Annotated in this window: 29 protein-coding genes and 1 other annotated feature; of the genes, 19 read left to right on the top strand and 10 right to left on the bottom strand. The window is 59.4% G+C overall.

The annotated features are described in order from the left end of the window. The first annotated feature begins 4 nt into the window (after nucleotides 1–4). The gene (locus tag AB5Y71_RS19410) at nucleotides 5–430 is read left to right on the top strand and encodes an LPP20 family lipoprotein (RefSeq protein WP_005338717.1); all 426 of its coding nucleotides are present in this window, start codon (nucleotides 5–7) and stop codon (nucleotides 428–430) included. Between the two features lie 77 nt (nucleotides 431–507). On the opposite strand, the gene pheA is transcribed toward AB5Y71_RS19410, so the two are convergent. Further along, entirely contained in the window at nucleotides 508–1,680 is a 1,173-nt protein-coding gene (pheA, locus tag AB5Y71_RS19405; RefSeq protein WP_021230338.1) for a prephenate dehydratase, read from the bottom strand. Between the two features lie 38 nt (nucleotides 1,681–1,718). Continuing rightward, nucleotides 1,719–1,840 (bottom strand) — a sequence feature (Phe leader region). Between the two features lie 170 nt (nucleotides 1,841–2,010). Between pheA and AB5Y71_RS19400 the strand changes: the two genes are divergently transcribed. The 17 genes from AB5Y71_RS19400 (at nucleotide 2,011) to AB5Y71_RS19320 (ending at nucleotide 15,050) form a co-directional block, all read left to right on the top strand. Beyond that, nucleotides 2,011–2,622, top strand: coding sequence for an HAD family phosphatase (locus AB5Y71_RS19400; RefSeq protein ID WP_236319370.1), 612 nt, complete (start codon nucleotides 2,011–2,013; stop codon nucleotides 2,620–2,622). 18 nt (nucleotides 2,623–2,640) lie between these two features. After that, complete coding sequence (locus AB5Y71_RS19395; protein WP_368172249.1) at nucleotides 2,641–2,919, top strand: DUF6482 family protein; 279 nt, start codon at nucleotides 2,641–2,643, stop codon at nucleotides 2,917–2,919. A gap of 79 nt (nucleotides 2,920–2,998) precedes the next feature. Next, entirely contained in the window at nucleotides 2,999–3,835 is an 837-nt protein-coding gene (locus AB5Y71_RS19390; RefSeq protein ID WP_042080710.1) for a hypothetical protein, read from the top strand. Between the two features lie 106 nt (nucleotides 3,836–3,941). After that, a complete protein-coding gene (locus AB5Y71_RS19385) occupies nucleotides 3,942–4,514 on the top strand; it encodes a DUF3157 family protein (RefSeq protein ID WP_213386704.1) in 573 nt (190 codons plus the stop codon). Nucleotides 4,515–4,703: 189 nt separating this feature from the next. Then, a complete protein-coding gene (locus AB5Y71_RS19380) occupies nucleotides 4,704–5,345 on the top strand; it encodes an autotransporter (protein WP_005358569.1) in 642 nt (213 codons plus the stop codon). Between the two features lie 180 nt (nucleotides 5,346–5,525). Next, on the top strand, nucleotides 5,526–6,473 hold the full coding sequence (locus AB5Y71_RS19375) for a DUF523 and DUF1722 domain-containing protein (RefSeq protein ID WP_157161273.1): 948 nt from the start codon (nucleotides 5,526–5,528) through the stop codon (nucleotides 6,471–6,473). 69 nt (nucleotides 6,474–6,542) lie between these two features. Next, nucleotides 6,543–7,430, top strand: coding sequence for a MerR family transcriptional regulator (locus tag AB5Y71_RS19370; RefSeq protein WP_157161272.1), 888 nt, complete (start codon nucleotides 6,543–6,545; stop codon nucleotides 7,428–7,430). Beyond that, entirely contained in the window at nucleotides 7,427–8,848 is a 1,422-nt protein-coding gene (gene phrB / locus AB5Y71_RS19365) for a deoxyribodipyrimidine photo-lyase (RefSeq protein WP_368172248.1), read from the top strand. Before AB5Y71_RS19370 ends, phrB begins: the two co-directional genes overlap by 4 nt. 1 nt (nucleotide 8,849) lies before the next feature. Then, nucleotides 8,850–9,278, top strand: a complete 429-nt coding sequence (locus tag AB5Y71_RS19360) for a nuclear transport factor 2 family protein (protein ID WP_043819061.1) — start codon at nucleotides 8,850–8,852, stop codon at nucleotides 9,276–9,278. Beyond that, nucleotides 9,275–10,009 (top strand): SDR family NAD(P)-dependent oxidoreductase, encoded by a 735-nt coding sequence (locus AB5Y71_RS19355; protein WP_213386707.1) that lies wholly within the window; start codon nucleotides 9,275–9,277, stop codon nucleotides 10,007–10,009. Before AB5Y71_RS19360 ends, AB5Y71_RS19355 begins: the two co-directional genes overlap by 4 nt. Next, nucleotides 10,006–11,265 carry an NAD(P)/FAD-dependent oxidoreductase gene (locus AB5Y71_RS19350; protein ID WP_201932758.1) on the top strand — a complete coding sequence of 420 codons (1,260 nt, stop codon included), beginning with the start codon at nucleotides 10,006–10,008 and terminating at the stop codon, nucleotides 11,263–11,265. The genes AB5Y71_RS19355 and AB5Y71_RS19350 overlap by 4 nt, the downstream gene beginning before the upstream one ends. Further along, nucleotides 11,262–12,044 carry a DUF1365 domain-containing protein gene (locus tag AB5Y71_RS19345; protein WP_368172247.1) on the top strand — a complete coding sequence of 261 codons (783 nt, stop codon included), beginning with the start codon at nucleotides 11,262–11,264 and terminating at the stop codon, nucleotides 12,042–12,044. The genes AB5Y71_RS19350 and AB5Y71_RS19345 overlap by 4 nt, the downstream gene beginning before the upstream one ends. Next, the gene (locus AB5Y71_RS19340) at nucleotides 12,044–13,300 is read left to right on the top strand and encodes a cyclopropane-fatty-acyl-phospholipid synthase family protein (RefSeq protein WP_236303373.1); all 1,257 of its coding nucleotides are present in this window, start codon (nucleotides 12,044–12,046) and stop codon (nucleotides 13,298–13,300) included. The genes AB5Y71_RS19345 and AB5Y71_RS19340 overlap by 1 nt, the downstream gene beginning before the upstream one ends. Before the next feature lie 2 nt (nucleotides 13,301–13,302). Next, on the top strand, nucleotides 13,303–13,779 hold the full coding sequence (locus tag AB5Y71_RS19335) for a DUF2878 domain-containing protein (RefSeq protein ID WP_021230328.1): 477 nt from the start codon (nucleotides 13,303–13,305) through the stop codon (nucleotides 13,777–13,779). Next, nucleotides 13,776–13,997 (top strand): TIGR02450 family Trp-rich protein, encoded by a 222-nt coding sequence (locus tag AB5Y71_RS19330; protein ID WP_005338671.1) that lies wholly within the window; start codon nucleotides 13,776–13,778, stop codon nucleotides 13,995–13,997. Before AB5Y71_RS19335 ends, AB5Y71_RS19330 begins: the two co-directional genes overlap by 4 nt. Beyond that, on the top strand, nucleotides 13,954–14,496 hold the full coding sequence (locus tag AB5Y71_RS19325; protein WP_368172246.1) for a chalcone isomerase family protein: 543 nt from the start codon (nucleotides 13,954–13,956) through the stop codon (nucleotides 14,494–14,496). The genes AB5Y71_RS19330 and AB5Y71_RS19325 overlap by 44 nt, the downstream gene beginning before the upstream one ends. Before the next feature lie 14 nt (nucleotides 14,497–14,510). Beyond that, nucleotides 14,511–15,050, top strand: coding sequence for a DUF3833 domain-containing protein (locus AB5Y71_RS19320; protein WP_127006375.1), 540 nt, complete (start codon nucleotides 14,511–14,513; stop codon nucleotides 15,048–15,050). Nucleotides 15,051–15,123: 73 nt separating this feature from the next. Here AB5Y71_RS19320 and nqrM read toward each other — a convergent pair whose 3' ends face one another. The 9 genes from nqrM to AB5Y71_RS19275 all read right to left on the bottom strand — a co-directional run bounded on the left by nqrM (nucleotide 15,124) and on the right by AB5Y71_RS19275 (nucleotide 22,983). Beyond that, nucleotides 15,124–15,348, bottom strand: coding sequence for a (Na+)-NQR maturation NqrM (gene nqrM / locus AB5Y71_RS19315; RefSeq protein ID WP_005338668.1), 225 nt, complete (start codon nucleotides 15,346–15,348; stop codon nucleotides 15,124–15,126). Nucleotides 15,349–15,357: 9 nt separating this feature from the next. Continuing rightward, on the bottom strand, nucleotides 15,358–16,395 hold the full coding sequence (locus AB5Y71_RS19310; RefSeq protein WP_005358608.1) for an FAD:protein FMN transferase ApbE: 1,038 nt from the start codon (nucleotides 16,393–16,395) through the stop codon (nucleotides 15,358–15,360). Nucleotides 16,396–16,398: 3 nt separating this feature from the next. Next, nucleotides 16,399–17,622, bottom strand: coding sequence for an NADH:ubiquinone reductase (Na(+)-transporting) subunit F (gene nqrF, locus AB5Y71_RS19305; protein ID WP_005338656.1), 1,224 nt, complete (start codon nucleotides 17,620–17,622; stop codon nucleotides 16,399–16,401). A 32-nt stretch (nucleotides 17,623–17,654) separates the two neighbouring features. Further along, a complete protein-coding gene (nqrE, locus tag AB5Y71_RS19300) occupies nucleotides 17,655–18,251 on the bottom strand; it encodes an NADH:ubiquinone reductase (Na(+)-transporting) subunit E (protein ID WP_005338645.1) in 597 nt (198 codons plus the stop codon). A 3-nt stretch (nucleotides 18,252–18,254) separates the two neighbouring features. Next, nucleotides 18,255–18,887, bottom strand: a complete 633-nt coding sequence (locus tag AB5Y71_RS19295) for an NADH:ubiquinone reductase (Na(+)-transporting) subunit D (protein ID WP_005338644.1) — start codon at nucleotides 18,885–18,887, stop codon at nucleotides 18,255–18,257. Then, entirely contained in the window at nucleotides 18,880–19,668 is a 789-nt protein-coding gene (locus tag AB5Y71_RS19290) for a Na(+)-translocating NADH-quinone reductase subunit C (protein ID WP_005338643.1), read from the bottom strand. Before AB5Y71_RS19290 ends, AB5Y71_RS19295 begins: the two co-directional genes overlap by 8 nt. Continuing rightward, nucleotides 19,658–20,887: an NADH:ubiquinone reductase (Na(+)-transporting) subunit B gene (locus AB5Y71_RS19285; protein WP_368172245.1), complete on the bottom strand. Its 1,230-nt coding sequence runs from the start codon at nucleotides 20,885–20,887 to the stop codon at nucleotides 19,658–19,660. The genes AB5Y71_RS19290 and AB5Y71_RS19285 overlap by 11 nt, the downstream gene beginning before the upstream one ends. A gap of 3 nt (nucleotides 20,888–20,890) precedes the next feature. After that, on the bottom strand, nucleotides 20,891–22,234 hold the full coding sequence (locus tag AB5Y71_RS19280) for a Na(+)-translocating NADH-quinone reductase subunit A (protein WP_005349684.1): 1,344 nt from the start codon (nucleotides 22,232–22,234) through the stop codon (nucleotides 20,891–20,893). 434 nt (nucleotides 22,235–22,668) lie between these two features. Continuing rightward, nucleotides 22,669–22,983: a BolA family transcriptional regulator gene (locus AB5Y71_RS19275; RefSeq protein ID WP_021230324.1), complete on the bottom strand. Its 315-nt coding sequence runs from the start codon at nucleotides 22,981–22,983 to the stop codon at nucleotides 22,669–22,671. A 204-nt stretch (nucleotides 22,984–23,187) separates the two neighbouring features. On the opposite strand from AB5Y71_RS19275, the gene AB5Y71_RS19270 reads away from it, so the two are divergent. Next, entirely contained in the window at nucleotides 23,188–24,321 is a 1,134-nt protein-coding gene (locus AB5Y71_RS19270; RefSeq protein WP_257696827.1) for a methyltransferase, read from the top strand.

Genomic DNA, 24,321 nt, shown 5'->3' with positions numbered 1-24,321 from the left:
AGTCATGAAGATCCTGTTTGGTTGCCTGTTGGCACTCTTGCTCACCGGTTGCAGCGGTAACCGGGTGGTGGATTACACCCAGGGTGGCAAGCCCGATGATTTTCCGGTGCTCAAGGCGGTGGGCTATGCGGTGATCGACATCCAGCCTGGCCCCTCCCAGTCGGAGAAGATGCTGCAAGCCATTCGCGCTTCCAAGATGGATGCCTATCGTGAGCTGGCCGAGCAGCTCAATGGTCAGCAGGTGCGCGGCCAGAGCAGCTATCGTGACCTGACCCAGACCTCCAACTCGCTGGATGTGTCGGTCGCCGGTGTGGTGCGTGGTGCCCGGGTGGTGGCCTCCTATCCGCGTGGCAATACCTATGCCACCGAGATGGAGCTCGATACCCGCGCCCTCTACAACATCAACCAGCTGATGGCCGGTCAGTTCTGAGTTGATGGGCTTGCCGTGAAAACCGGCATCAAAACAAAAGGCGAGCAAGGTGCTCGCCTTTTGTCGTTGTGGGCTGGTTAGCTCCCCATCAGCACCGGCGGCACTGCGGTGGGTTTCACATCCTCGCTCGGGTAGCAGCCAAGCACCTTGATATAGCGGGTGATCTTGGTCAGCTCCACCAGTGCGGCCTGCATCGCCGGGGTCTGCAGGTTGGCGGAGACATCCAGATAGAACATCTCTTCCCACGGGTTGCCCTGCACCGGACGGGATTCGAGCTTGGTCATGTTGATCTCGTGGTTGCGCAGTACCAGCAGCGCCTCCACCAGCGAGCCCGGTTTCTGGGAGGTGGACATGATGAGGGTGGTCTTGGCCGGGATCTGCGGCGCCACGTCGATGGGCTTGCGCGCCACCACGATAAAGCGACTGTAGTTCTCTTTCTGGTTGGCAAGCTGCTCGGCCAGCACATCCAGACCATACAGTTCGCCACCGGCGGCGCTGCCGATGGCGGCGGCCTCCGGGCTTGCCAGTTCTTTCACCTTCATCATGGCACTGGAGGAGGAGTCGCAGATCTCGTGACGCGCCCCTTCCAGCTTGCTCAGATAGTGGGAGCACTGCTGGAACACCTGCGGGTGGGCATAGAAGGTTTTGATGCGACTCAGCTCGGTCGGTACGGCGGTGAGGATACAGTGCTCGATGGGGTAGGTGAGCTCGCCGACGATGGAGAGGCTGGTATGCTGCATCACGTCATAGACTTCGTTGATGGAGCCCGAGCTGGTGTTCTCGATGGGCAGCACGCCGAAGGCGGCGCGGCCTGACTCCACCGCATCCAGCACTTCGCGGAAGTTCTGGCAGTTCACCTCGATCACCTGATCCTTGTAGCGCGCCAGATATTTGCGGGCGGCCAGGCTGGAGTAGGAACCGCGCGGTCCCAGATAGGCGACGCTGGTCATCGGCTCCTGCTGCTCCGGGTTGAGCAGGCTCTGCAGATAGGCCTGCTGGGAGAGCACAGAGTCTTCGATGATGGTGTGATAGATGCGAGTGATGTACTGGGCATCCAACCCCAGCACACGCCCTTTCTGGATCAGGGCGACCAGCAGCTCCTGCTCCCGCTGGTGGTCACGAATGGGGCGCGGGTTGGCTTGCTTGGCACGGGCGACCTCGATGCTGAGGGTCTTGCGTTTCGCCAGCAGGGCAAGCAGCTCCTGATCCAACCGGGTGATGTCTTGTCTGATCTCGTCGAGCGTTGCCATGATTGTTCCCTATCCAAGTAATCGATTGATATTAATGCAAAAAAAAGCCTCCGCTAGGGGAGGCTCGATGCGTCTTTGCTTTCTGTTCACACGACGACAGGCCTTCCCTCAAGCGGGCCGGATAAACGAGAAAGCAAAGAAGAATGGTGCGTGCATAGGTGTGTCCTTGAAGTAACGTCATAACCATTAAGGGATTTGCCGGTTTGATGCAAGTAAAACTTGCCCGCGGGCAGGGATGGGGGCAGGGTATCCGGTTAAGAAAATGGCGTATAAGCGATGTTCTATTGACTCTGTTTTGATGACTGAAACCCAGTGGGGGAGGTAAAGACGATGGCGATTATTTTCGATCTGGGACGGGTGGTGGTGAGCTGGGATCCGGTAGGCATAGTGCGTTCCGTGCGTGGTCCGCAAGGGGCCGAACAGTTGGCCGAGCAGCTCTTTAACCACCCGGATTGGCTGGAGGTAGACAGAGGCACCATGTCGCTCCACACCATGGCCCGGGAAGCGCAAGCGCGTACCGGCCTCTCTGCGGCACAGAATCTGACCATTTTACAGGCAGTTCCCGCCTCCCTGCTGCCAGATCCCGCTATGCTAACCCTGATAGCCGAGCTGCACGGGGCGGGGCACACTCTGTATGCCCTATCCAACATGGGTCATGCCAGCATCGACTGGCTGGAGCAGCATCAGGATTTCTGGCGCTTCTTCAGCGGCAAGGTGGTCTCGGCGCGGGTGCGGATGATGAAGCCGGAGCCGGATATCTATCGCTATCTGCTGGTGTCGTTCGATCTGAAACCGGCAGAGTGTCTCTTCATCGATGACAGTCCCGCCAACATTGCGGCCGCCGAGGCCCTCGGTATCAGGGGGATCGTCTTTACCGATGCGGCGAGTTGTCGTCAGCAACTGGGTGAGCTGGGCTGTTTGCCTGCCACCGGTAAGGGGTGATGCCCCTGTAGGAGCACTATGGAGCATGGCCGGTTTCGCAATTGGCTCAGTCACTATCCCGAGGCGACCCTGATCATCGCCTGCAAGGATGGCAGCGGTTATCAGCTCTGTGTTGAGGCAGAAGGGGAGTGCCTCTGCCTGACCGACAGCGAGGGAGGACGCCTCACCTTCACTTCGCTGGAGCAGGCGCAGGGTTTCTTGCGAGCCCATCAGGTTCATCAGGCAAGATTACGAATTTATGACGCCCAAAATGAAGATTTAGCAGCAGAATCACAGGAAATAATCATCAAGTTTTAATTTTAACCAGACTCTTTAAGGGTCTATTCAGTTTGTTTGCCGCACAATACTGCACCTGTTCATCATCCGGAGCTGTTTAATGGGTGCCAATGTAGTTGTACTGAATCAGGGATATGATCACTCTTTTCAAGCCAGGGAACAGCTGCTGATTGAGCGACTGGCAAGTTTTGACGAGCTGGTTGTCTCTTTTTCGGGACGGTTGGAATCCTGCTACAGCATCGAGCTGTGCCGCGCTGCCGGTGTGAAAATCCACGCAATTACCCTCGATAATCCGACTCGTAGTCGCAGCGAAGTGGCCCGAGCCCGCCGTTATTGCCAGCGTTATGGCATCGATCACTGGGTCATCAAGAGTGACGAGATCGTCTTTTGCGATCGCCTGCCAAATATTGAAGGGCTGATCGACCCGGTTCGCCGCATTGGTGAGTATGTGCAGACTCGTCCGGAGTGGACTCATCTGCCGTTGCTGGTTCCGGCAGCGGTGGAGGAGCGTGATGATTATCTTGCTCAGTTTGGGTCTCTGCCTGCCAACTCTATCTGGTTTTTTGCCGACAACGGATTGATGCGCCGCGATTATCGTTACGGCTTCAACAAGCGTCAGCTCGGTCGTTGGGGCAAGGGGAGCAATGGTTGCCTCAGCAATCGCTTCACCAATCCACGGCAGCTTGAGCAGCGTTATCTGCGAATGGTGGATCAGGCAGAGCAGATGCTGGCCGACATGGGGCTGGACGAGGCACAGGTCTTTTTCCATACCTTGTGTGACTGCTCCACCACCCTGGCCCGGGTGCGTCTGCCCGAGCATCAGCGTGCGCAGGCCTTTGATATGCAATCGGATATTTTGTCCGCCCTCAAGGGGAGTAAGTTCGATCTGGTGACCCTGGATATGGCACAGAAAGAGCGGCACGATCTCGCCATCTAGCCTGCGGGCAAGCGATGCGGGTGCCAGAACGTGAGTGCTGTCATAGGCAAGGGGCGACGGGACTGTTTATACTGTCGCCCTTTCACCCGTTACCGAGCTTCGCCCAATGAAACCCTTCTCCCGTCTGCTGATTGCCCTGTGCCTCTCCCCCGTACTGGCGCAGGCTTCCCCTCTTTCTCAGGTGACGCTGCCCGATGGTCGGCAGGTTCAGCTCAACGACGACTTCACCTGGGAGTATCTGGTAGTCAAACCGGCCGAGTCCGTGCAGGGCGTGACTGCTGATGGGAAGGCTGGGGCCGTGGTGGCCGTCGCTGCTCCGGTGCTGACCGATCAGGCCAAGGCCAATCCGGAACTGCTTGCCCAGATGGCGCGTGACGGTGTGGTGGTCAAGCTGGACAAGATCGAGGGATCTGACCCGCTGCTGCTGACCTTTATGGTGAGCAATACCGGCACCCGCAATGTGGTCGGGGTACGTGGCATGGTGACCCTGTTCAGTGCTGACGGGGTGCAGCTGAGCCGTCAGGAGGCCCGCTTCTGGGTTGCCGAGAATCGTCTGCCGGAGACCTATCTGCGCAAGGGGCAAGCCCGTCCGTCGCTGGCCCTCGAGATCCCCCGTCCTGCCGGATTGACCGGTCAGCCGCTGGTGCGTGTCGAAATTGACGAGGTGGTCTTCCGCTGATTTGGCGTTGTTCCGGCCCATGCAAACCGTGTGGGCCGGCAACTTGTTGCCGCTGACACCCCCTGCAATATCTGCTTACATCTGACATGGTTCTGCAACAGCTTGCAGCTCGGCAAGTCGGGAACCTGATCGCACAATGACTCCATACCAGCTCGCTAGCAACGGGCCCAATCACATGGAGTTATCATCATGAAAAAAGCAACTGTCTCTCTTCTGGTTCTGGCCGGGTTTGCCTCTACTTCCGTCATGGCGCAGGATGCCTTCAGCTACGCCAAGGGTTCCGCCACCTGGGCGCACACCAAATCCGACTATCTCAACGGTACCTTCAGCAATGACAGCAAAGGAACCCGTGATTTTGGCGGTCTGAGCCTGGATCTCTCCAAGAGCTTCGGCTCCAATTTCTATGGTCGCGGCAGCACTGAATACACCTCTCGCAGCAACGGCAACGACAGCATGTCGATCTCCAGCATTGGTGTCGGTGTATTTACCCCGCTCAGCACGGGTCTGAACCTCTACGGTGAAACCGGTGTGACCGGCTACATGCTGGAGCGTGAACTTGCCAGCGATATCGCTAACAAAGGGTGGGATGCTGTTGCTCGCAAAGATAGCGGCAGCATGTACGGTGAAGTGGGCCTGCGCTACGACATCGGCAATGTCGAGCTCTCCACTGCCTACCGCTACGCCAACATGACCGACGATATGCACGACTTCAAGGTGGGTGGTGCCTACAAGCTCAACCAGAACTGGGCGCTGACTGCCGATTACACCTATCGCAACTGGGATCTGCAAAAAGGTTCCATCTCCAGCCTGGGTGTGAAGTACAGCTTCTAATCCTCCTTCCAGTAGTCCGTAGTGTCTTGATTTTTACCCATGGCGTTCGCCATGGGTTTTTTCGTTTTCCAGTGATCTCTTTTTTCTCCTTGTGTCGTATCAGTCGGCAATAGTTATACAACTTTCATTTTTTTGTATAACTGCTATAACTGAATCAATGCTTATACAAGGAGCGCCATCATGTACAAGATTAAAGTCGGTATCAGTGCCTGCCTGCTGGGACAAGAGGTACGTTTCGATGGGGGCCACAAGCGCTCCAGCTTCTGCGAACGGGATCTTGGCGCTCACTTTGACTATCACCCCGTCTGTCCCGAGATGGCCATTGGCCTCGGTGCGCCCCGTGCCGCCATCCGGTTGGTCAAGCGTCACGGCGAGATCCGCGCCGAGGCGAGCAACGGTAGCTTCGATGTCACCGAAAAGCTGATTGCCTTTAGCGAGCAGAAAGCGCGCCAGCTCGACTTTATCTCCGGTTATATCCTCTGTGCCAAATCACCCAGCTGCGGTATGGAGCGGGTCAAGGTCTATGGTGCCAACAACGAGGGGAGCGCCAAGGAGGGGATTGGCCTCTTTGCCAAGGCGTTGATGGAGGCCAACCCCCTGTTGCCGGTGGAAGAGGATGGTCGCCTGTGCGACCCCATCCTGCGGGAGAATTTCGTGCTGCGGGTCTTCGCCTACCACGACTGGCAGCAACTCTGCGCCCGCGGCATCACTGCCTCTGCGCTGATCCGCTTCCACTCTCGCTACAAGTATCTGGTGCTCTCCCACGCCACCACCCACTACCGGGCGCTCGGCAAGCTGCTTGGCAATCTGGGCAAGTCCACCAATTTGCAGGAGGTGGCCGAAAACTACATCAAGGGATTGATGACCGCGCTGACCCTGCGGGCCAACCGTCGCAGCCACACCAATGTGCTGATGCACCTGCAGGGCTACTTCAAGCGGGTGCTGACCCCGGCCCAGAAGCAGGAGCTTGCCGATACCATCGACAAGTACCGCACCGGCATCTTCCCTTTGCTGGTGCCGCTCACCCTGATCCGCCACTACCTGCGCGAGTACCCCAATCCCTATCTCGCCGAGCAGGTTTATCTCAATCCGCACCCCGATACGCTCAAATTGCGTTACGGGCTCTGAACCCGCTCTGTTGCCCCGGCGCATGGTTTGCGCCGGGGAGCCTTACCCCTCTGTTTGATGGACGTTGTCATGTCTGATTTATCGCAAGAAGTTGCTCCTCTCGCTGATGAGGGGATCTACCCCATTCGCGAGGTCTCCCGTCTCACCGGCGTCAACGCCGTGACCCTGCGTGCCTGGCAGCGCCGCTACGGTCTGGTGCAACCGGCCCGCACCGAAAAGGGCCACCGCCTCTACAGCGAGCAGGATATTCGCCAGATCGGCGAGATCCTGAGCTGGCTGGAGCGGGGAGTGAGTATCGGGCAGGTGAAGGGGCTCCTGAGCGAACCCCATTCTGAGCCGGTGAGCGATCACTGGCAGCAAACCCTGGAGCAGTTCAGTCAGGCGCTGCTTGCCTTCAACCAGCGCAAGGCGGAGTCCGAGCTTAACGACCTGCTGGCGAGCTACCCGTTCGAGCTGGTGCGCAGCCGGGTACTGCAACCGCTGGTGGAGCGGCTGCTGGGGCTGTGGCGTGAACGGCCCGATGGCGAGCTGCTGCAACAGGTGTGGCTGGGCTGGCTCCACACCCGCTTCGCCCGCCACCTGATCGAGCAGGAGAAGGGCGTGCCGATCACGCTGGCGAGTTGGGGGCAAGTCGGCCCCCTCGATCTGGTCTGGGCCGCCTACGAGTTGATCGGTCAGGGTTATGAGGTGCAACTGCTGGGGGCGGTCGAGCCGCGCCATGCCAGCTTGCTGGAGGGGCGTGCCGTTACCCCCTGGCTGGTATTGCTGGGGGCAGGGCTTGGCAAACAGGAGCTGGCCGCCGAGTGGCCCGCAGGCACGCGCCTGTTTGGCGAGCTGGGGCGCCTCTACGACGATGAGTGGCTGAAAGCACACGGCTGGCAGGCGAGCCTTGCCGAGCTGATGGCGAACGCACCTGCTGCGGCTGGCGCCAGCGGACGCGGGAGGAAAAAATCATGAAACTGGTCTGGTTTCGCAACGATCTGCGCCTTGCCGACAACCCGGCGCTGCGGCATGCCTGCGCCGGTGATGGACCGGTCGCCGCGCTCTTTATCATCTCTCCTACCCAGTGGCGGCAGCACAAAATGGCCCCCATCCGTCAGCGCTTTATGTTGGCGCAGGTGGATGAGTTGGGCCGCGAGCTGGCGGCGCTCGGCATCCCGCTCCATCTGCTGCGAGTGGAGACCTTTGCCGAGGTGCCCGCTGCGTTGGCAAACCTCTGCCGCGAGCAGGGTGTGACCCAGCTCTATGCCAATCAGGCTATCGAGATCGATGAGCAGCGTCGCGACCATGCCGTCAGCGCCGCGCTGGCTGAGCAGGCGGTGAGCTGTCACTGGTTCAACGGCTGTTGCGTATTGCCGCCTGGGCGGGTGCTGACCGGCTCGGGTGAGATGTTCAAGGTGTTCACCCCCTTCAGCCGAGCCTGGCTCAAGGCCCTCGATGAAGAGGGGTTTGTCATTCATCGGGCGCCGACACCGCGTGGCGAGTCGTTGCCGTGGCAGCCGCTGGCCGAGCGGGAGTGGGTTGATGCAGCGCTCGGCGAGCTGACGCCTGATCCACGCTGGCTGGTGGGGGAGGCGGAAGCCCGGCGCCGTTTGAACGATTTTCTGGAGCAGGCGGTGCTCGACTATGGCGAGACCCGGGATTTTCCTGCCATCGCAGGCACGTCCGTGCTCTCCCCCTATCTGGCGGCGGGCATCATCAGCCCGCGTCAGTGCGTGGCGGCGCTCCAGCAGCGGCTGGGCTATCGACCCCAGTCGAAAGCCCAGCCCGGCTTTGTCTGGCTCAATGAGCTCATCTGGCGCGAGTTCTATCGCCACCTGCTGGTACTGATCCCGACCCTCTCCATGAATCGCCCCTTCAAGCCCGAGACGGCGGACTTGCCGTGGAGTTGGGATCCGGATGCCTTCGCCGCCTGGTGCGAGGGGCGCACTGGCTACCCCATCGTCGATGCGGCGATGCGCTGTCTCAACGCCACCGGCTGGATGCACAACCGGCTGCGGATGATCGTGGCGAGTTTTCTCACCAAGGATCTCCATATCCACTGGCGGCTCGGGGAGGATTACTTCATGAGTCGGCTCATCGATGGGGATCTGGCGGCCAACAACGGCGGCTGGCAGTGGGCGGCGGGCACCGGCGCCGATGCGGCGCCCTATTTTCGGGTCTTCAACCCCACCACTCAGGGGCAACGATTTGATCCACAAGGGGAGTTTATCCGTACCTGGGTAACTGAACTGGCCGATATTCCCGCCGCTTATGTGCATCAGCCCCACGACTGGCTGCGACTCAAGGGGCGACAGGATTATCCGGCACCCATGGTGGATCACGCCGTTGCCCGGGTGAGAGCCATCGAGATGTTTCGCTCTCTGGAGAAATAGGATGAACGAGCCGCTGGCCCGCTTTATTGGCCTCTATCAGCAACTGGACAAACAGCAGTTGCACCGCTTGCCCGAGGTCTATGCCGAACAGGTGGTCTTTACCGACCCGGCTCACCGCATTGAGGGGCTGGCGGCCCTTGGCGACTATTTTGCCGCCCTCTATCAGCGCCTCGCCTACTGCCGCTTCGTCATCACCAGTCAGCAGCAGCAAGGGCCTCAGGCCTGGCTCGGCTGGACCATGACCTTCTCGCACCCCAGATTGCGTGGTGGTGAGCCGGTGACGGTGGAGGGGGCCACCCGCCTCGAATTCGACGAGGCGGGCAAGGTGTGCCAGCACAGGGACTATTTTGACCTGGGCGCCATGCTCTACGAGCAGTTGCCGCTGCTCGGGCCCGTGGTGCGCACCATCAAGATGAGGCTTGGCGCATGAGCGGCCGGGTGCTGATCACAGGGGCGACCTCCGGCATCGGTCGCCAGTTGGCGCTGGATTACCGGCGGGCAGGCTGGCAGGTGTGGGGTTGTGGCCGCGATGGCGAACGGCTGCAGGCGCTGGGGCTGGATGGCGTCACACCGCTGCAGTTCGATGCCCGGGATCTGGCCGCAATGAGCGGGGTGGCCGCCATGCTGCCATCCCTCGATCTGCTGATCCTCAACGCAGGCAACTGCGAATACATGGATGTGGCGGAGGGGTTTGACAGCGAGCTGTTTGCCCGAGTGATTGAGACCAATCTGACCGCTACCGGCCATGCTTTGGCCGCCTTCTTGCCGTTGCTCGGGGCTGGGTCACGGCTAGCCATCGTCAGCTCGTCGGTGAGCTGGCTGCCGCTGCCGCGAGCCGAGGCCTATGGCGCCTCCAAGGCGGCCCTCGACTATCTGGCGGATACCTTGCGCCTCGATTTGGCCAGCAAAGGGATTGGGGTGACCCTGATCCGCCCCGGCTTTGTCCAGACGCCGCTGACCGCCAAAAATGATTTTCCCATGCCCTGTCTGGTGACGGTGGAGCAGGCCTCCCGCGCCATCATGGACGGGCTGACCGCTGGTCGTCACCAGATCCACTTTCCCCGCCGTTTCATCTGGTTGCTGCGCCTGCTTGGTGCGCTGCCGGTGGGGCTCTGGCTGCGCCTTGGCCGCGCACTCGTATCGAAAGGAAGCCATTCATGAAGAAAAAGATCGCCATCGTCGGTTCAGGGATCTCGGGGCTCACCGCCGGTTTTCTGCTCCACAAACTCCATGACATTACCCTGTTTGAGGCGGCGCCGACCCTGGGCGGTCACACCGCCACTGTCGATGTGAATCAGGCTGGCCGCAGCTATGCCATCGACACCGGTTTTATCGTCTTCAACGATCGCACCTACCCCAACTTCTTGAAGTTGCTGGCACGGATCGGCATGGCACGGCAACCGGCCGAGATGAGCTTCTCGGTGAAAAGTCCAGAGGGGCTGGAGTATAACGGTCACAATCTCGACACCCTGTTTGCCCAGCGCAGCAATCTGTTGAGCCCCCGTTTCTACGGCTTCGTCGCCGAGATCTTGCGATTCAACCGGGAGGCGCGGGCCTGGCTGGCGGATGGTCAGCATCAGGGGGCTGGTCCCGAGCTGACTCTGGGGGATTTTTTGTTGGCGGGGGAGTTTAGCGACTACTTCGCTCGCCACTACATCTTGCCGATGGGGGCGGCAATCTGGTCATCGACCCTGGCCGATATGCGCGCCTTCCCCCTTGGCTTCTTCCTGCGCTTTTTTGCCAACCACGGCCTGCTGGATGTGGCCAATCGCCCCCAGTGGTATGTGATCCCGGGTGGCTCGCGGGAATATATCGGCCCCCTTACCGCGGGTTGGCTGTCGCAGATCCGCCTCGCCTGTCCGGTGCAGAGCGTACGGCGTGACGCGGATGGCGTGGTGATCCAGAGCAGTTACGGCGAGGAGCGGTTTGACGAGGTGATCTTCGCCTGCCACAGCGATCAGGCGTTGGCGCTGCTGGCGGACCCCGGCGAGCGGGAGCAGGCTATTCTCGGCGACATGCCCTATCAGGCCAATGATGTCTGGCTCCATACCGATGCGCGCTGCCTGCCCACCCGCCGCAAGGCATGGGCCAGCTGGAACTATCAGCTCGATGGTAATGACGAGGCGCGGCCGCTGGTGAGCTACAACATGAACATCCTGCAGGGGGTGAACTCGCCGGAGCCCTTCTGCGTCAGCCTCAACCCCAAGGGCAAGGTGGATGAGAGCAAGGTACTGCGCCGCTTCGTCTACCACCATCCAGTGTTCAATCAGGCCTCCATCGCCGCCCAGCAGCGGCGTGCGGAGATCTGCGGCCAGCAGCACACCCACTTCTGCGGCGCCTACTGGTACAACGGCTTCCATGAGGATGGGGTGCGCAGCGCGCTGGATGTCGCCAGGCGCTTCGGAGCCGAGCTATGAACGGCGCCACCGTGGCCACGGAACATGAGGGTGCCGACGAACTGGCTGGCGTCACCAGCGCCATCTGGCAGGGCTCGGTACGCCACCGCCGTTTCGCACCGCGGGCTCACGCCTTCTCCTACAGCCTTTTTATGCTGGGACTGGATCTCGACGAGCTGCCGCAGCTCGATCAGGGGCGCTGGTTCGGAGTTGAGCGTTCGGGGCTGCTCTCGTTTCACAGCCATGACTATCTCAAGGGGAGTGAGGGGAGCCTCAAGCAGGCGGTGTGGCAGAAGGTGGGCGAACTGGGTGGAGATGCCGAGCCCGAGGGGCGGGTACTGCTTCTCGGCAATGTGCGCTGTCTGGGGTTCTACTTCAGCCCGGTCAACTTCTACTTCTGCTACCGGCAGGGCGAGGCGCGCTATCTGCTGGCAGAGGTGTCGAACACCCCCTGGAACGAGCGTCACTACTACCTGCTGGATTTGGCGGCGCTGGCACCCCATGACAAGGATTTTCACGTCTCCCCCTTTATGGGGCTGGCGATGCGTTATCACTGGCGGATCAGGCCGCCCGCACAGGAGACACTGATCCACATCGAGAGTCATCCCGTATCCGGTGAAGCCAAACTGTTTGACGCAACCCTGGCGCTCACTCGCGAACCCTTGTCGCGCAAGGGGCTGGTGGCCCTGCTGGCCCGCTGGCCCTGGATGACCATGAAGGTGCTGCTCGGGATCTACTGGCAGGCCCTGCGTCTATTTATCAAACGAACCCCGATATTTACCCATCCGGAGAGCCGCTAATGGAACTTGCTCAATCAACCCTCTCTGCCTCTTTCATCGACAAGGGGGCAAGGCAACTGCTGCTCAATCTGCTGGGTCGCCTCGAACATGGCCAGCTGCTGCTGCGGGATGGCGGTGAGCGCCACAGCTTTGGCGTCGCGGGTACCGATCTGCATGCCGAACTGGTGGTGCTGGATCCTGCCTTCTATCGTCGCCTGTTGTTGGGGGGCAGCATTGCCGCCGGAGAAACCTGGGTGGAGGTACTCTGGACCAGCCCGGATCCGGTGGCGCTGGTGCGGCTGCTGGCCCGCAATCTGACCCTGCTCGACTCCCTCGAACGGCGCCTCGGCTGGCTCAGCTTCCCCTTCAACAAGGTGCGCCACTGGCTCAACCGCAATACCCTGACCGGTTCGCGCTCCAACATCGCCGCCCACTACGATCTCGGCAATACCCTCTATCAGGGCTTTCTCGACAGCCATATGCAGTACTCGAGCGCCATCTACCCGAGCGCCGAGGCCACTTTGGAAGAGGGTCAGCAAGCCAAGTTGCACACCATCTGCGAGCGGCTGGAGCTGGGGCCTGACGATCATCTGCTGGAGATCGGCACCGGCTGGGGTGGCCTCGCCGTCTATGCCGCCCGCCACTATGGCTGCCGGGTGACCACCACGACTATCTCCCGGGCCCAGCATGACTATGCCAAGGAGTGGATTGCGCGGGAGGGGCTGGGGGATCGCATCACCTTGCTGCTGGAGGATTACCGCAAGCTGGAAGGCACCTATGACAAGCTGGTCTCCATCGAAATGATCGAGGCGGTGGGGCACGCCTTCCTGCCCGACTATTTCCGCCAGTTGTCACGGCTGCTCAAGCCCGGTGGCCGCCTGCTCATTCAGGCCATCACCATCGCCGATCAGCGCCACGCCCAATATCTGCGCGGAGTCGATTTCATCCAGCGCTACATCTTCCCCGGTGGCTGCTTGCCGAGCGTCTCCCAGATGGCGGGGTTGCTGGCGCGGGAGACCGACATGCAGCTGGTGCGGTTGCACGATCACGGCCATCACTATGCCCGCACCCTGGCTCACTGGTGCGAGCGGTTTCTGGCGTTGGCGCCCGAGCTGCCCAAGCTCGGTTACAGCCAGGATTTCATCCGGTTGTGGCACTTCTACTTTGCCTATTGCGAGGGGGGATTCTGGGAGCGCACCATCAGTCTGGTGCAGCTGGAGGCCGCCAAGCCGGGGCCCGCTGGCTGGTCGGGTGATGTGCCAGTAAGCGGTCACTGACCATGTGGCAGTGGGCTCACCTGCTGGGGTTCAACCTCTACTGGTTGCTGGCGGTGAAGTGGCAGCAGCCGGGCCCGCTGCTGGCAATGTTGCTGCTGCACTTTCTCTTCTCACCCAGCCGCCAGCGTGACTGGCGGCTGCTTCCCATCGCGGTTGCCGGCTGTCTGCTGGATGTGCTGCTCTGGCAGCTCGGCCTGTTCCGGTTCCCGTCCGGTTTTCCCCTCTGGCTGGTGCTGCTCTGGCTTGGTTTTGCCCTGACGCTGGCCCATGGTATGCGCTGGCTGCTGCGCTTGCCTCGCTGGCAGCAGGCGCTGTTTGGCGTATTTGGCGGTGCTTCCTCCTATGTGGCGGGGGCCGCCATGGGGGCAGTAAACTTACCCTGGGGCATCTGGATCAGCACGGCGTTGCTGGCAGTGATCTGGATGTGGTGGTTACCCGTACTCCTGTGGGTAATGGTCAAGCTGGAGGGTGAGTCATGACAAACACCTTTTCGACCGACTCGTTGCTTTTTTCCAAATGGACCAAAGAGAGCCAGCATGAGCTGACTGATCGCTTCTATCTGGTGGTTGCCTGCCAGCGGGATGCGCAGGGGCAGCTGGTGCAGGTGGTGATGCAGGATATCAATACCCTGCAGGAACAGGAGATGGACTGGCATGAACTGGAAGACCCCAACCACTGGCATATGGGGTGGAATTAACTCGCTACTGTTGGCGTTTACGCTCTTGGCTGCAACCGCGGTGCAGGCTTCTGCTGCCCCCTGGCAGCAGCTGCGCCCGGTCGGGCAGGGGGAGATGAACTGGATCTGGTTCAAGCTCTACGATGCCACCCTCTACAGTGCGAGCGGGCACTATCAGCCCGGTCACTATCCACAGGCACTGACCCTCACCTATGCCAGAGCCATCGAGCGGGAAGATCTGCTGAGCGCCACTGCCGCCGAGTGGCAGCGACTCGGTCTTGGCTCCGACGCCGAGCGTCAGCGCTGGCTCGGCCAGCTCGCTGTACTCTGGCCCGATGTGCAGGCAGGCGACAAGCTCACCTTCTATGTCGACAAGGGCGGGTCAGGCCACTTCTGGTGGCAGGAAAAACCCCTCGGCACCCTGGCCGATCCGCAATTCTCGGCCGCATTTCTCGCCATCTGGCTGGCTGACAATAGCCGCGATCCTGCCCTGACACGCCGCCTGCGTGGCCAACCCTGAACATGGAGTCTCTGATGTCTTTCTATCGTGCATACCGCTGGTTGCTGTTGCTCCCCTTTTTGCTGCTGAGTGGCTGTGGTGCCAGTCTCGATGACTATCGGGGGCAGGGGCCAAACTGGGATCTCGCCCGTTTCTTCAACGGCAAATTGGTGGCTCACGGCCTGGTGACCGACCGCAGCGGCGAAGTGACCAGTCGCTTTCGGGTCGAGATGGTGGGTCGTTGGAAGGACGGCAAGGGAGAGCTGTTCGAGCAGTTCTACTTTGATGATGGCCGCCAGCAGACCCGTACCTGGTATCTGAGCAAGGGCGATGATGGTCATTGGCGCGGTACTGCTTCCGATGTGGTGGGCGAGGCGATGGGTAAAAGCCAAGGGTTTGCCCTCAACTGGCGTTATCAGCTTGATCTGGCGCTGCCGGATGGCGAGGTAGTGCGGGTGAGCTTCGATGACTGGATGTACCTGCTGGACGAAGAGCGTCTGATCAATCGTGCCGAGATCAGCAAGTTCGGTATCCATCTTGGCGAAGTGATCCTCTATATCGAACGTCAGCCCTGACCGTTAACGCAAGATAACGGCCAGTAAAAAGCGCGCCGATGGCGCGCTTTTGTTTACCGAAAAACCAGAGTCATCAGATGATGCGGTTCTCTTCCAGCATCTTGCGACGGGCCTCTTCCTTGGCCATCTTCTTCTTGCGGTTGTCGCAGGGTTCCGGGCAATCGCACTCTTTCTCGATGCCGACGCTACCCAGACCGCCACAGGAGCCGGAGATGGTCTTCTTCTGGAAGATATAACCGATAGCCATGGCGGCTATCACCAGCATGAATACCCCGAAGGTGATCAGAAAAATCTGCATCTCTACCTCTTACTTCTTGACCAGATAGGGCTTGAAGGCATCGGAGTAAGCCTCTTCAAAGCCGTTGTCCGTCTTGGTGATCACGAAGATCGCCAGGCCGCGCTCGTTGGCATAGGCCAGGCTTTTCTCGGTCCCCATCACCATAAACACGGTGGCCAACCCGTCTGCGGTCATGCAGGAGGGGTGGATCACGGTGACCGATACCAGACGGTGCTGGATCGGCTTGCCGCTGCGCGGATCTATGGTGTGGGAGAAGCGCTGACCATCCAGTTCATAGTAGTTGCGGTAATCGCCGGAGGTGGCCACCCCGTTGTCACCGGGCACGATCACCTCTTGCACCGTGCCGGTGCCTGCGGTGGGCTTCTCGATGGCCACGCGCCAGGGGTGACCCTTGCCGTTGACGCCATTGATCCGCAGCTCGCCGCCAATCTCCACCAGATAGTTGCGCGCACCCAGTGACTCCAGATACTCGGCTACCTTGTCCACACCAAAGCCCTTGGCGATGGCGGAGAGATCGACGTAGAGATCCGGAATGTCTTTTTGCAGGGTGTCGGCATCCACCGAGGTGATGACGTGCAGGTTGCCCAGACCGGTCTTCTGGCGAGTCTGGGTGATCAGCTCGTCGGAAGGGACCTTGGTCGGCTTCTTGTCCGGGCCAAAGCCCCACAGATTGACCAAGGGGCCAACGGTGACGTCCAGCGCCCCCTGGCTCTCACGGCCAATGTGAATGGCCTCTGTGACGACCCGTGCGGTATCGCGGGAGACCACAACCGGTTTGTTGTCACGGCTCTGGTTGAAGCGCGACAGTTCGGAATCGGGGCGATAGGTCGACATCTGATCGTTGACCCGCTCCAGCAAGACATCGACCTCGGCCTGCAATTTGGCTGGATCGGTGATGGCGCTGTCCGCCACCTTGATGGAGTAGTAAGTGCCCATGGTGCTACCGGTGATGTGGATCTCCGGCTTGGATTGGACCGTCTCCTGACCGCACCCAGTCAAGAAAAAGGCTAGCCCGAAGGCTAGCCAGGTCTTTACAACACTGTGCATGGATTAACCACCAAAGTCATCCAACAGGATGTTTTCGTCTTCAACGCCCAAGTCTTTGAGCATGTTGATGACGGCAGCGTTCATCACCGGAGGTCCACACATGTAGAACTCGCAATCTTCCGGTGCTTCGTGGTTCTTGAGGTAGTTCTCGTAGAGCACGTTGTGGATGAAGCCGGTGTAGCCGTCCCAGTTGTCTTCCGGTTGCGGGTCAGACAGCGCGACGTTCCAAGTGAAGTTCTCGTTCTCGGCGGCGAGCATGTCGAAGTCTTCGACATAGAACATTTCGCGCTTGGAACGGGCACCGTACCAGAAGCTCATCTTGCGCTTGGACTTCAGGCGACGCAGCTGGTCGAAGATATGGGAACGCATCGGCGCCATACCTGCACCACCACCGATGAATACCATTTCGGCATCGGTGTCCTTGGCGAAGAACTCACCGAACGGACCGGAGATGGTCACCTTGTCGCCAGCCTTCAGGCTGAAGATGTAGGAGGACATCTGTCCCGGAGGGGCAGTCCAGTTGCTGGGCGGCGGGGTCGCGATACGCACGTTCAGCATGATGATGCCGAACTCTTCCGGATAGTTGGCCATGGAGTAGGCACGGATGATCGGCTCATCGACCTTGGACTCCAGCTCAAAAATCTTGAAGCGATCCCAGTCACCGCGATACTCCTCGGGAATATCGAAGTTCTTGTAGTGCACGTGGTGAGCCGGGGCTTCAATCTGGATATAACCACCGGCGCGGAACGGTACGCTCTCGCCGTCGGGGATCTGCAGCTTGAGCTCCTTGATGAAGGTGGCTTTGTTATCGTTGGAGATAACAGTACATTCCCACTTCTTCACCCCGAAGATCTCTTCCGGCAGTTCGATATCCATGTCGGAGCGCACGGTAACCTGACAGGCCAGACGCTCGCCATGACGGGCTTCGCCCTTGCTGATGTGATCCAGTTCGGTCGGCAGAATGTCGCCGCCACCGGATTTCACCCGTACCTTGCACTGGCCGCAGGAGCCACCGCCGCCACAGGCGGAGGAGACGAAGATACCGCTGCCAGCCAGCACGCCGAGCAGCTTGCCACCGGCCGGGCTGGTCACAGCCTTGGCCGGGTCACCATTGATGCTGATTGTCACGTCGCCCGCGGTCACCAGCTTGGACTTGGCGAACAGAATGACTGCCACCAGTGCCAGCAGGATCACGGTAAACATGACCACACCCAAAATAATTTCCATCTATCGTTCCTTTCTGATTGCAGGAAAGCCGATTACAGGGAGATACCAGAGAAGGACATGAAGCCCAGCGCCATCAGACCGGCGGTGATGAAGGTGATGCCCAGACCGCGCAGGCCTTCCGGAACATCGGAATACTTCATCTTCTCGCGGATACCTGCCAGCGCAACGATCGCCAGCATCCAGCCTGCCCCTGAACCCACACCGTAGACCACAGACTCCATGAAGTTGTAGTCACGCTGCACCATGAAGGAGACGCCACCGAAGATGGCGCAGTTCACGGTGATGAGCGGCAGGAAGATACCCAGCGCGTTGTAGAGTGCCGGGAAGTACTTGTCCAGCGCCATCTCCAGGATCTGTACCAGTGCTGCAATCACACCGATGAAGGTGATGAAGCTCAGGAAGCTCAGATCCAGACCGGATACCAGAGCGCCATCTTTAAGCACGTAGTTGTAGATCAGGTTGTTGGCAGGAACCGCGATGGTCTGCACCACAATAACGGCAATACCAAGACCCATAGAGGTCTTTACCTTCTTGGACACCGCCAGGAAGGTACACATCCCCAGGAAGAAGGAGAGTGCCAGGTTTTCGATGAAGATCGATTTAATCAACAGACTCAGATAGTGTTCCATACCTTAATCCTTCGCCTCCACCTGCTTGGGATCCTTGGTGCGTACGCCCCAAATGATCAGACCAATGATGAAGAATGCACTCGGCGGCAGCAGCAGCAGGCCGTTGGGCACATACCAGCCACCGTTGTTCACCAGTGGCAGCAGCTCGATGCCGAACCAGGTGCCGGAGCCCAGCAGTTCACGCACGGTCGCGACGCTCAGCAGAATGGCGCCATAGCCCAGACCGTTGCCGATACCATCCAGGAAGGAGGGCAGCGGGGCACTCTTCATGGCATACGCTTCGGCGCGGCCCATTACGATACAGTTGGTGATGATCAGACCCACGAAGACCGACAGTTGCTTGGAGATGTCATAGGCGTACGCCTTGAGCACCTGGTCAACCACGATAACCAGTGAGGCGATGATCGCCATCTGCACGATGATCCGGACGCTGTTCGGGATCTGGTTGCGGATCAGGGAGATGAACAGGTTTGAGAAGGCGGTGACCGCCATGACCGCGAGGGTCATTACAAACGCAGTTTTCATCTGGCTGGTAACCGCCAGTGCAGAACAGACACCCAGCACCTGCAAGGCGATGGGGTTGTTGCCCAGCACAGGCGTCAACAGCAACTTCTTCATTTCGCTCTTGTCAGCCATTGTTGATTTCTCCTGCACGAACCTTGGCCAGGAAAGGACCGAAGCCCTTGGGACCCATCCAGAAGTCGAAGGTATGCTGTACGCCGTTACCGGTCAGAGTGGCACCGGAGAGACCATCGATCTCGTGCTCGGAGCCCGCCGGAGCATGGCCCTTGATGACGCGCAGCGCCGGCATGCCATTCTGGTCGAACAGTTTCTTGTCCTTGAACAGCGCCTGCCAGGCCGGGTTTTCGATCTCGCCACCCAGACCCGGTGTTTCACCGTGGTCATAGTAGGTGATGCCCTTGATGGTCTGGCCATCAGCGGCAACGGCGACGAAGGCATACATGGTCGACCACAGACCCTGACCGTAGATGGGCAGGATGATGCTGTCGATCTTGCCTTCGGCATCCTTGGCGAAGAATACCGGGATCTGCTTGGAGATCTGACGCAGGCTGGCCTTGTCGTCAGCGGCGGCAAGACGGATGCTGCGGGCCGGATCTTTGGCTGCCTGCTTGGTGTCGAAGTTGTCGGCATCGCCGTCAACAAAGTCACCGGTTGCCAGATCCACCAGACGCGCTTCGATCTTCTCGCCATACAGTTTGGCCAGGTCGCGCTTGGCCACTTCGCTTACATCCACACCGGCTACGGCGAGAATGTTGCTCTGCTTGTCCAGCGCCTTGTTTTCCTGCTGGGTAGAACGCAGGCCCACAGCGGCAACGGATACCACGATGGAACAGGCCAGACAGAGGCCGGTGACCACGCTGACGGTGCCGAGGGTTGAATCTTTATTAAACGCCACGAGCAATCCTCCGCTTGATGTTTGCCTGAGCGACGAAGTGGTCAAACAGGGGAGCAAACAGGTTCGCAAACAGAATGGCCAGCATCATGCCTTCCGGGAACGCAGGGTTGACCACGCGAACCAGCACGACCATTACGCCGATCAGGGCGCCATACCACCACTTGCCTTTGTTGGTAAAGGCTGCGGAGACAGGGTCGGTCGCCATGAAGGCCATACCGAAGGCGAAGCCACCCAGTACCAGATGCCAGTGCCACGGCATGTTGAACATGTGGTTGGTATCGGAACCGATGACGTTGAACAGCAGGGAGGTGGCGATCATACCGATCATCACGCCGGCGATGATACGCCAGGAGGCGATGCGCATGTAGACGATCATGGCGGCACCCAGCAGGATCATCAGGGTAGAGACTTCACCGATGGAACCCGGCAGGTTACCCAGGAAAGCGTCCATCCAGCTGATAGCCTGGCCGGTTGCACCGTTGATCAGCGCCATCTGGCCGCCTTGGGCCCACTGGCTCAGGGCAGTCGCGCCGGAGAAGCCGTCAACGGCAACCCACACGGCGTCACCGGAGATCTGGCCCGGGTAGGCGAAGAACAGGAACGCACGACCAGCCAGCGCCGGGTTCAGGAAGTTCTTGCCGGTACCACCGAACACCTCTTTGGCCATCACCACACCGAAGGTGATACCCAGCGCAGCTTGCCACAGGGGCAGCTCGGGCGGCACGATCAGGGCAAACAGGATGGAGGTTACGAAGAAGCCTTCGTTGATCTCGTGTTTGCGCACCATGGCGAACAGCACTTCCCAGAAACCACCGACAAAGAAGACTGTGATGTAGATCGGGAAGAAGTGGGTGGCGCCGATCAGCATCTTGCTGCCGATACCGGCAACAGCCGGATCGAGGGAGGCGCCCAGCATGGTAGCCAGGGCATATTGCCAGCTGCTGGCACCAGCAGCCGAGCCCATGTGGGCAATGGCGGCAATCGCCTGGTTACCAACGTTGTACATGCCCCAGAACATGGCCGGGAACACGGCCAGCCACACCATGATCATCATGCGCTTCAGATCGAGCGCATCACGAACGTGGGAGGCGTTGCGGGTAACGCTACCCGGGGTGTAGAACAGGGTGTACGCCGCTTCGAACAGGGCATAGTACTTGGCGTACTTTCCACCCGGTTCGAAGTGGTGTTCCATATTTTCAAGAAGTTGCTTGAAACTCATCGCTTAACCTTCCAGTTCAATCTTGGTCAGGCACTCACGCAAGATCGGGCCGTACTCTGTCTTGCCGGGGCAGACAAAGGTACAGAGCGCCAAATCTTCCTCATCCAGCTCCAGGCAGCCCAGTGCTTGCGCACCGTCGGTATCGCCGGAGACCATGTCCCGCAGCAGCAGGGTCGGCAGGATGTCGAGTGGCATCACCCGCTCATAGTTGCCGATAGGCACCATGGAACGGTCACTACCGTTGGTAGTGGTGGTGAAGTTGATCAGCTTGCCCTTCATCAGATGAGAGAGGGTGGTACGGGTGATAGAGAACTTGTTGGCGCTGGGGTTGATCCAGCCCAGGAACTCTTTCTCGCGACCTTCACCCAGCACGCAAACCTGATTGTGGTAGCGGCCCAGGTAGTCGTGAACACCTTCGGCTTTGGCACCACTCAGGATAGAACCGGAGATGATACGGTTTTCGTCGGCACGCAGCTCATTGTTGGTGAGCTGGCTGATGCAGGCGCCCAGACGGGTACGCAGCAGACGCGGCTTGAGCACGTTCGGGCCAGCCAGCGCGATCACCTTGTCAGTGAAGATCTGACCGGTGGTGAACAGCTTGCCGAATGCGATCACATCCTGATAGTTGATGTGCCACTGCACCTTGGTGCTGCTGACCGGATCCAGGAAGTGGATATGGGTACCAGGCAGACCGGCAGGGTGCGGACCAACGAAGATCTCTTCCTTGACCTGAGCCAGCGGAGAGTGGGGCAGACTGCCTTCGCCTTTACAGACGTAGACGGCGCCGTCGGTCAGGCGGGTCAGTACGGCCAGACCATCGAGGAAGGCCTGCGGCTGTTCCTTGATAATCAGCTCGGCATCGGCTGCCAGCGGGTTGGTGTCCATTGCAGTCACAAAGATGGCGCGCGGGGCAGACGCTACCGCGGGGACTTTGCTGAACGGACGGGTACGCAACGCAGTCCACTGACCTGATGCGACCAGGATCTCTTGCACCTTGCTGCGCTCGAGCTTGGCCAGCTCGGCAGAGGCAAAATGCTCAAACGTCACCTGTTCATCGGAACCGTCGAGGTCGATGACCACAGACTGGAGAACACGTTTGGCACCACGGTTGATCTCTGAAACCACACCGGTGGCAGGAGCTGTGAATTTAACGCCCGGATTCTTCTTGTCTTCAAAAAGATCCTGACCTTTGATGACGCGATCACCTACTTTGACGAACATAGTAGGTCGCATCCCCACAAACTCCTCGCCCAGTGTCGCAACACGGGTGATGGCGGGGCCATCGTAGATTACTTGCTCTGGCGCACCCAGCACGGGGATGTCCAGTCCTCTTTTGATTGTAATCATACTTACTTGCACTACCGTTACGGGAGAGGTTGGTTAGCGCCGAGAAATACATCACGACGGGTGGTTGAATGAGTCGGTGTTGTGGTTGCGCCAGGTGGGCAGGCTCAACAATTATTCAACATGCAGGCTCACTCAAAAGCGCTTGAGTTTACCACTTAAGGTGCATTTTCTGCCATGCCAAATGGGCAAAATCCCCGTGCCATCACAAAATTAACCTGCAATGAATAAGCCCCCGACACCTTGTAAGTAGTGGTTTTAAAGGTTTTTTTATTTCGATACCTCGATAGGGGTATTTGCCTTTGTCTCCACTATCAACAAAAAGCCTTGATGCCGAAATATACCCCCTTGGATGTAGCCTTTTCGGGGCCAATGGGGGAAATATGTTTAATTTTTGTTGGCAGGTTCTCGAGGGAAATCCTGTGGTACAACCGGTTTCAGGACAGCGACGGTTTGCCAACGCAGCTCGGGGTGCGTGGGGCATGGCCTTTTTCCTGCCACTCGGTCTCGGTGTAGGTATGCAGTGCCAGTGCATGAACGGCACCGGCCAGCTCGTCGGCCAGCACCGCATTGACCTGACGATGACGGGCCAGCAGCCGCTGCCCTGCAAATTGCTCGCTGACGATCACCACCTTGAAGTGGCTCTCAGATCCCGGTTCCACACGGTGCATGTGGCTCTCGTTGATCACCTCCAGCACGGAGGGGGAGAGGGCTACGGTCAGCTTGGCTTCAATCAGTTGTTGGATGGTCATCGGATCGGCTTCCAGAGTGAATGTCGGGCCATTCTATCGGCAGTCGCGGGATGGAATAAGCCCCCGTAAGAGGGAAATCACCCGTCAGTTGCCCCCTTGATGCGCATCGAACTGGTGAAATTCCTGCTCCTCGCTAGAATAGCGCCACTTTGCGTCGCCCCTGGCGCCTGTATACACGAATCAAGCCGAGGTTGGACTCTTCCTATGCAAACCCTTCTCGACACTCCCCATTGCCAGCTCACGCTCTACCGCTATCCGCGCCAGAGTCAGGAGACCCTGCAAGCCTGGGATGCGGCTGACGAATACCTGATCAACACCCTGGCGGAGTCTCCCCTCGAGCAGACGGGCCCCGTCATCATCATGAATGATGGCTTTGGCGCGCTGGCCGCCTATCTGCATCCGCACTCCCCCTGCTGCGTCACCGACTCTTACATCAGTGAGCGGGCGACCCTGGCCAATCTGGCCGAAAACGGACTGGATGCAGGCGGGATCCGCTTGCAGGATGCGCTGGCGCCGCTGCCCGATGCCCCTGCGCTGGTAGTGATCAAGGTCTCCAAATATCAGGCTCTATTGGAGCAGCAACTGCTGGCGTTGCGGGAGGTGGTAACACCGGCAACCCGCGTTATCGCTGCCGGCAAGGCGAAGGATATTCATACCTCCACCCTCAAGTTGTTCGAGAAGTATCTGGGGCCTACCCGTACCTCGCTGGCCTGGAAAAAGGCGCGTCTCATTCACTGCGAGCCGCAGGCCGGGCAACCCGCGCTGGCCAACCCCTTCCCGACTGTCTGGCCGCTGGAGGGGAGTGGCATGCTCATCCACAACCATGCCAACGTCTTCTCGCGCACCAGTCTCGATATTGGTGCCCGTTTTATGCTGGACAACCTGCCCATCCACAGTGCCCGCAAGGTGATCGATCTGGGCTGTGGCAACGGGGTGCTGGGTCTGTCGCTGCTTGCCAAAGACAGCGAGGTGGAGGTGACCTTTATCGATGAATCCTATATGGCGGTTGCCTCGGCACAGCTCAACGTCGAGCATAATCAGCCCGATGCACTGCCGCGCGCCCGTTTTATGGTCAATAACTGTCTCGACGGGGTGGCGGTCGGCTCTGCGGATCGGATCCTCTGCAACCCTCCTTTCCATCAGCTGCAGGCGATCACCGATCATATCGCCTGGCAGATGTTCAGCGATGCGCACCGGGTGTTGCCTCAAGGGGGTGAACTCTGGATAGTAGGCAACCGTCATCTGGACTATCACAACAAACTCAAGCGCTTGTTTGCCAACGCACAAGTCGTTGCGTCGAACAGCAAATTCGTTATTTTGAAAGCCATCAAACGCTAA

This window comes from Aeromonas sp. R9-2 (assembly GCF_040908025.1).
Classification (GTDB): domain Bacteria; phylum Pseudomonadota; class Gammaproteobacteria; order Enterobacterales; family Aeromonadaceae; genus Aeromonas; species Aeromonas veronii.
This window is presented reverse-complemented; position numbering and strand designations above follow the sequence as displayed.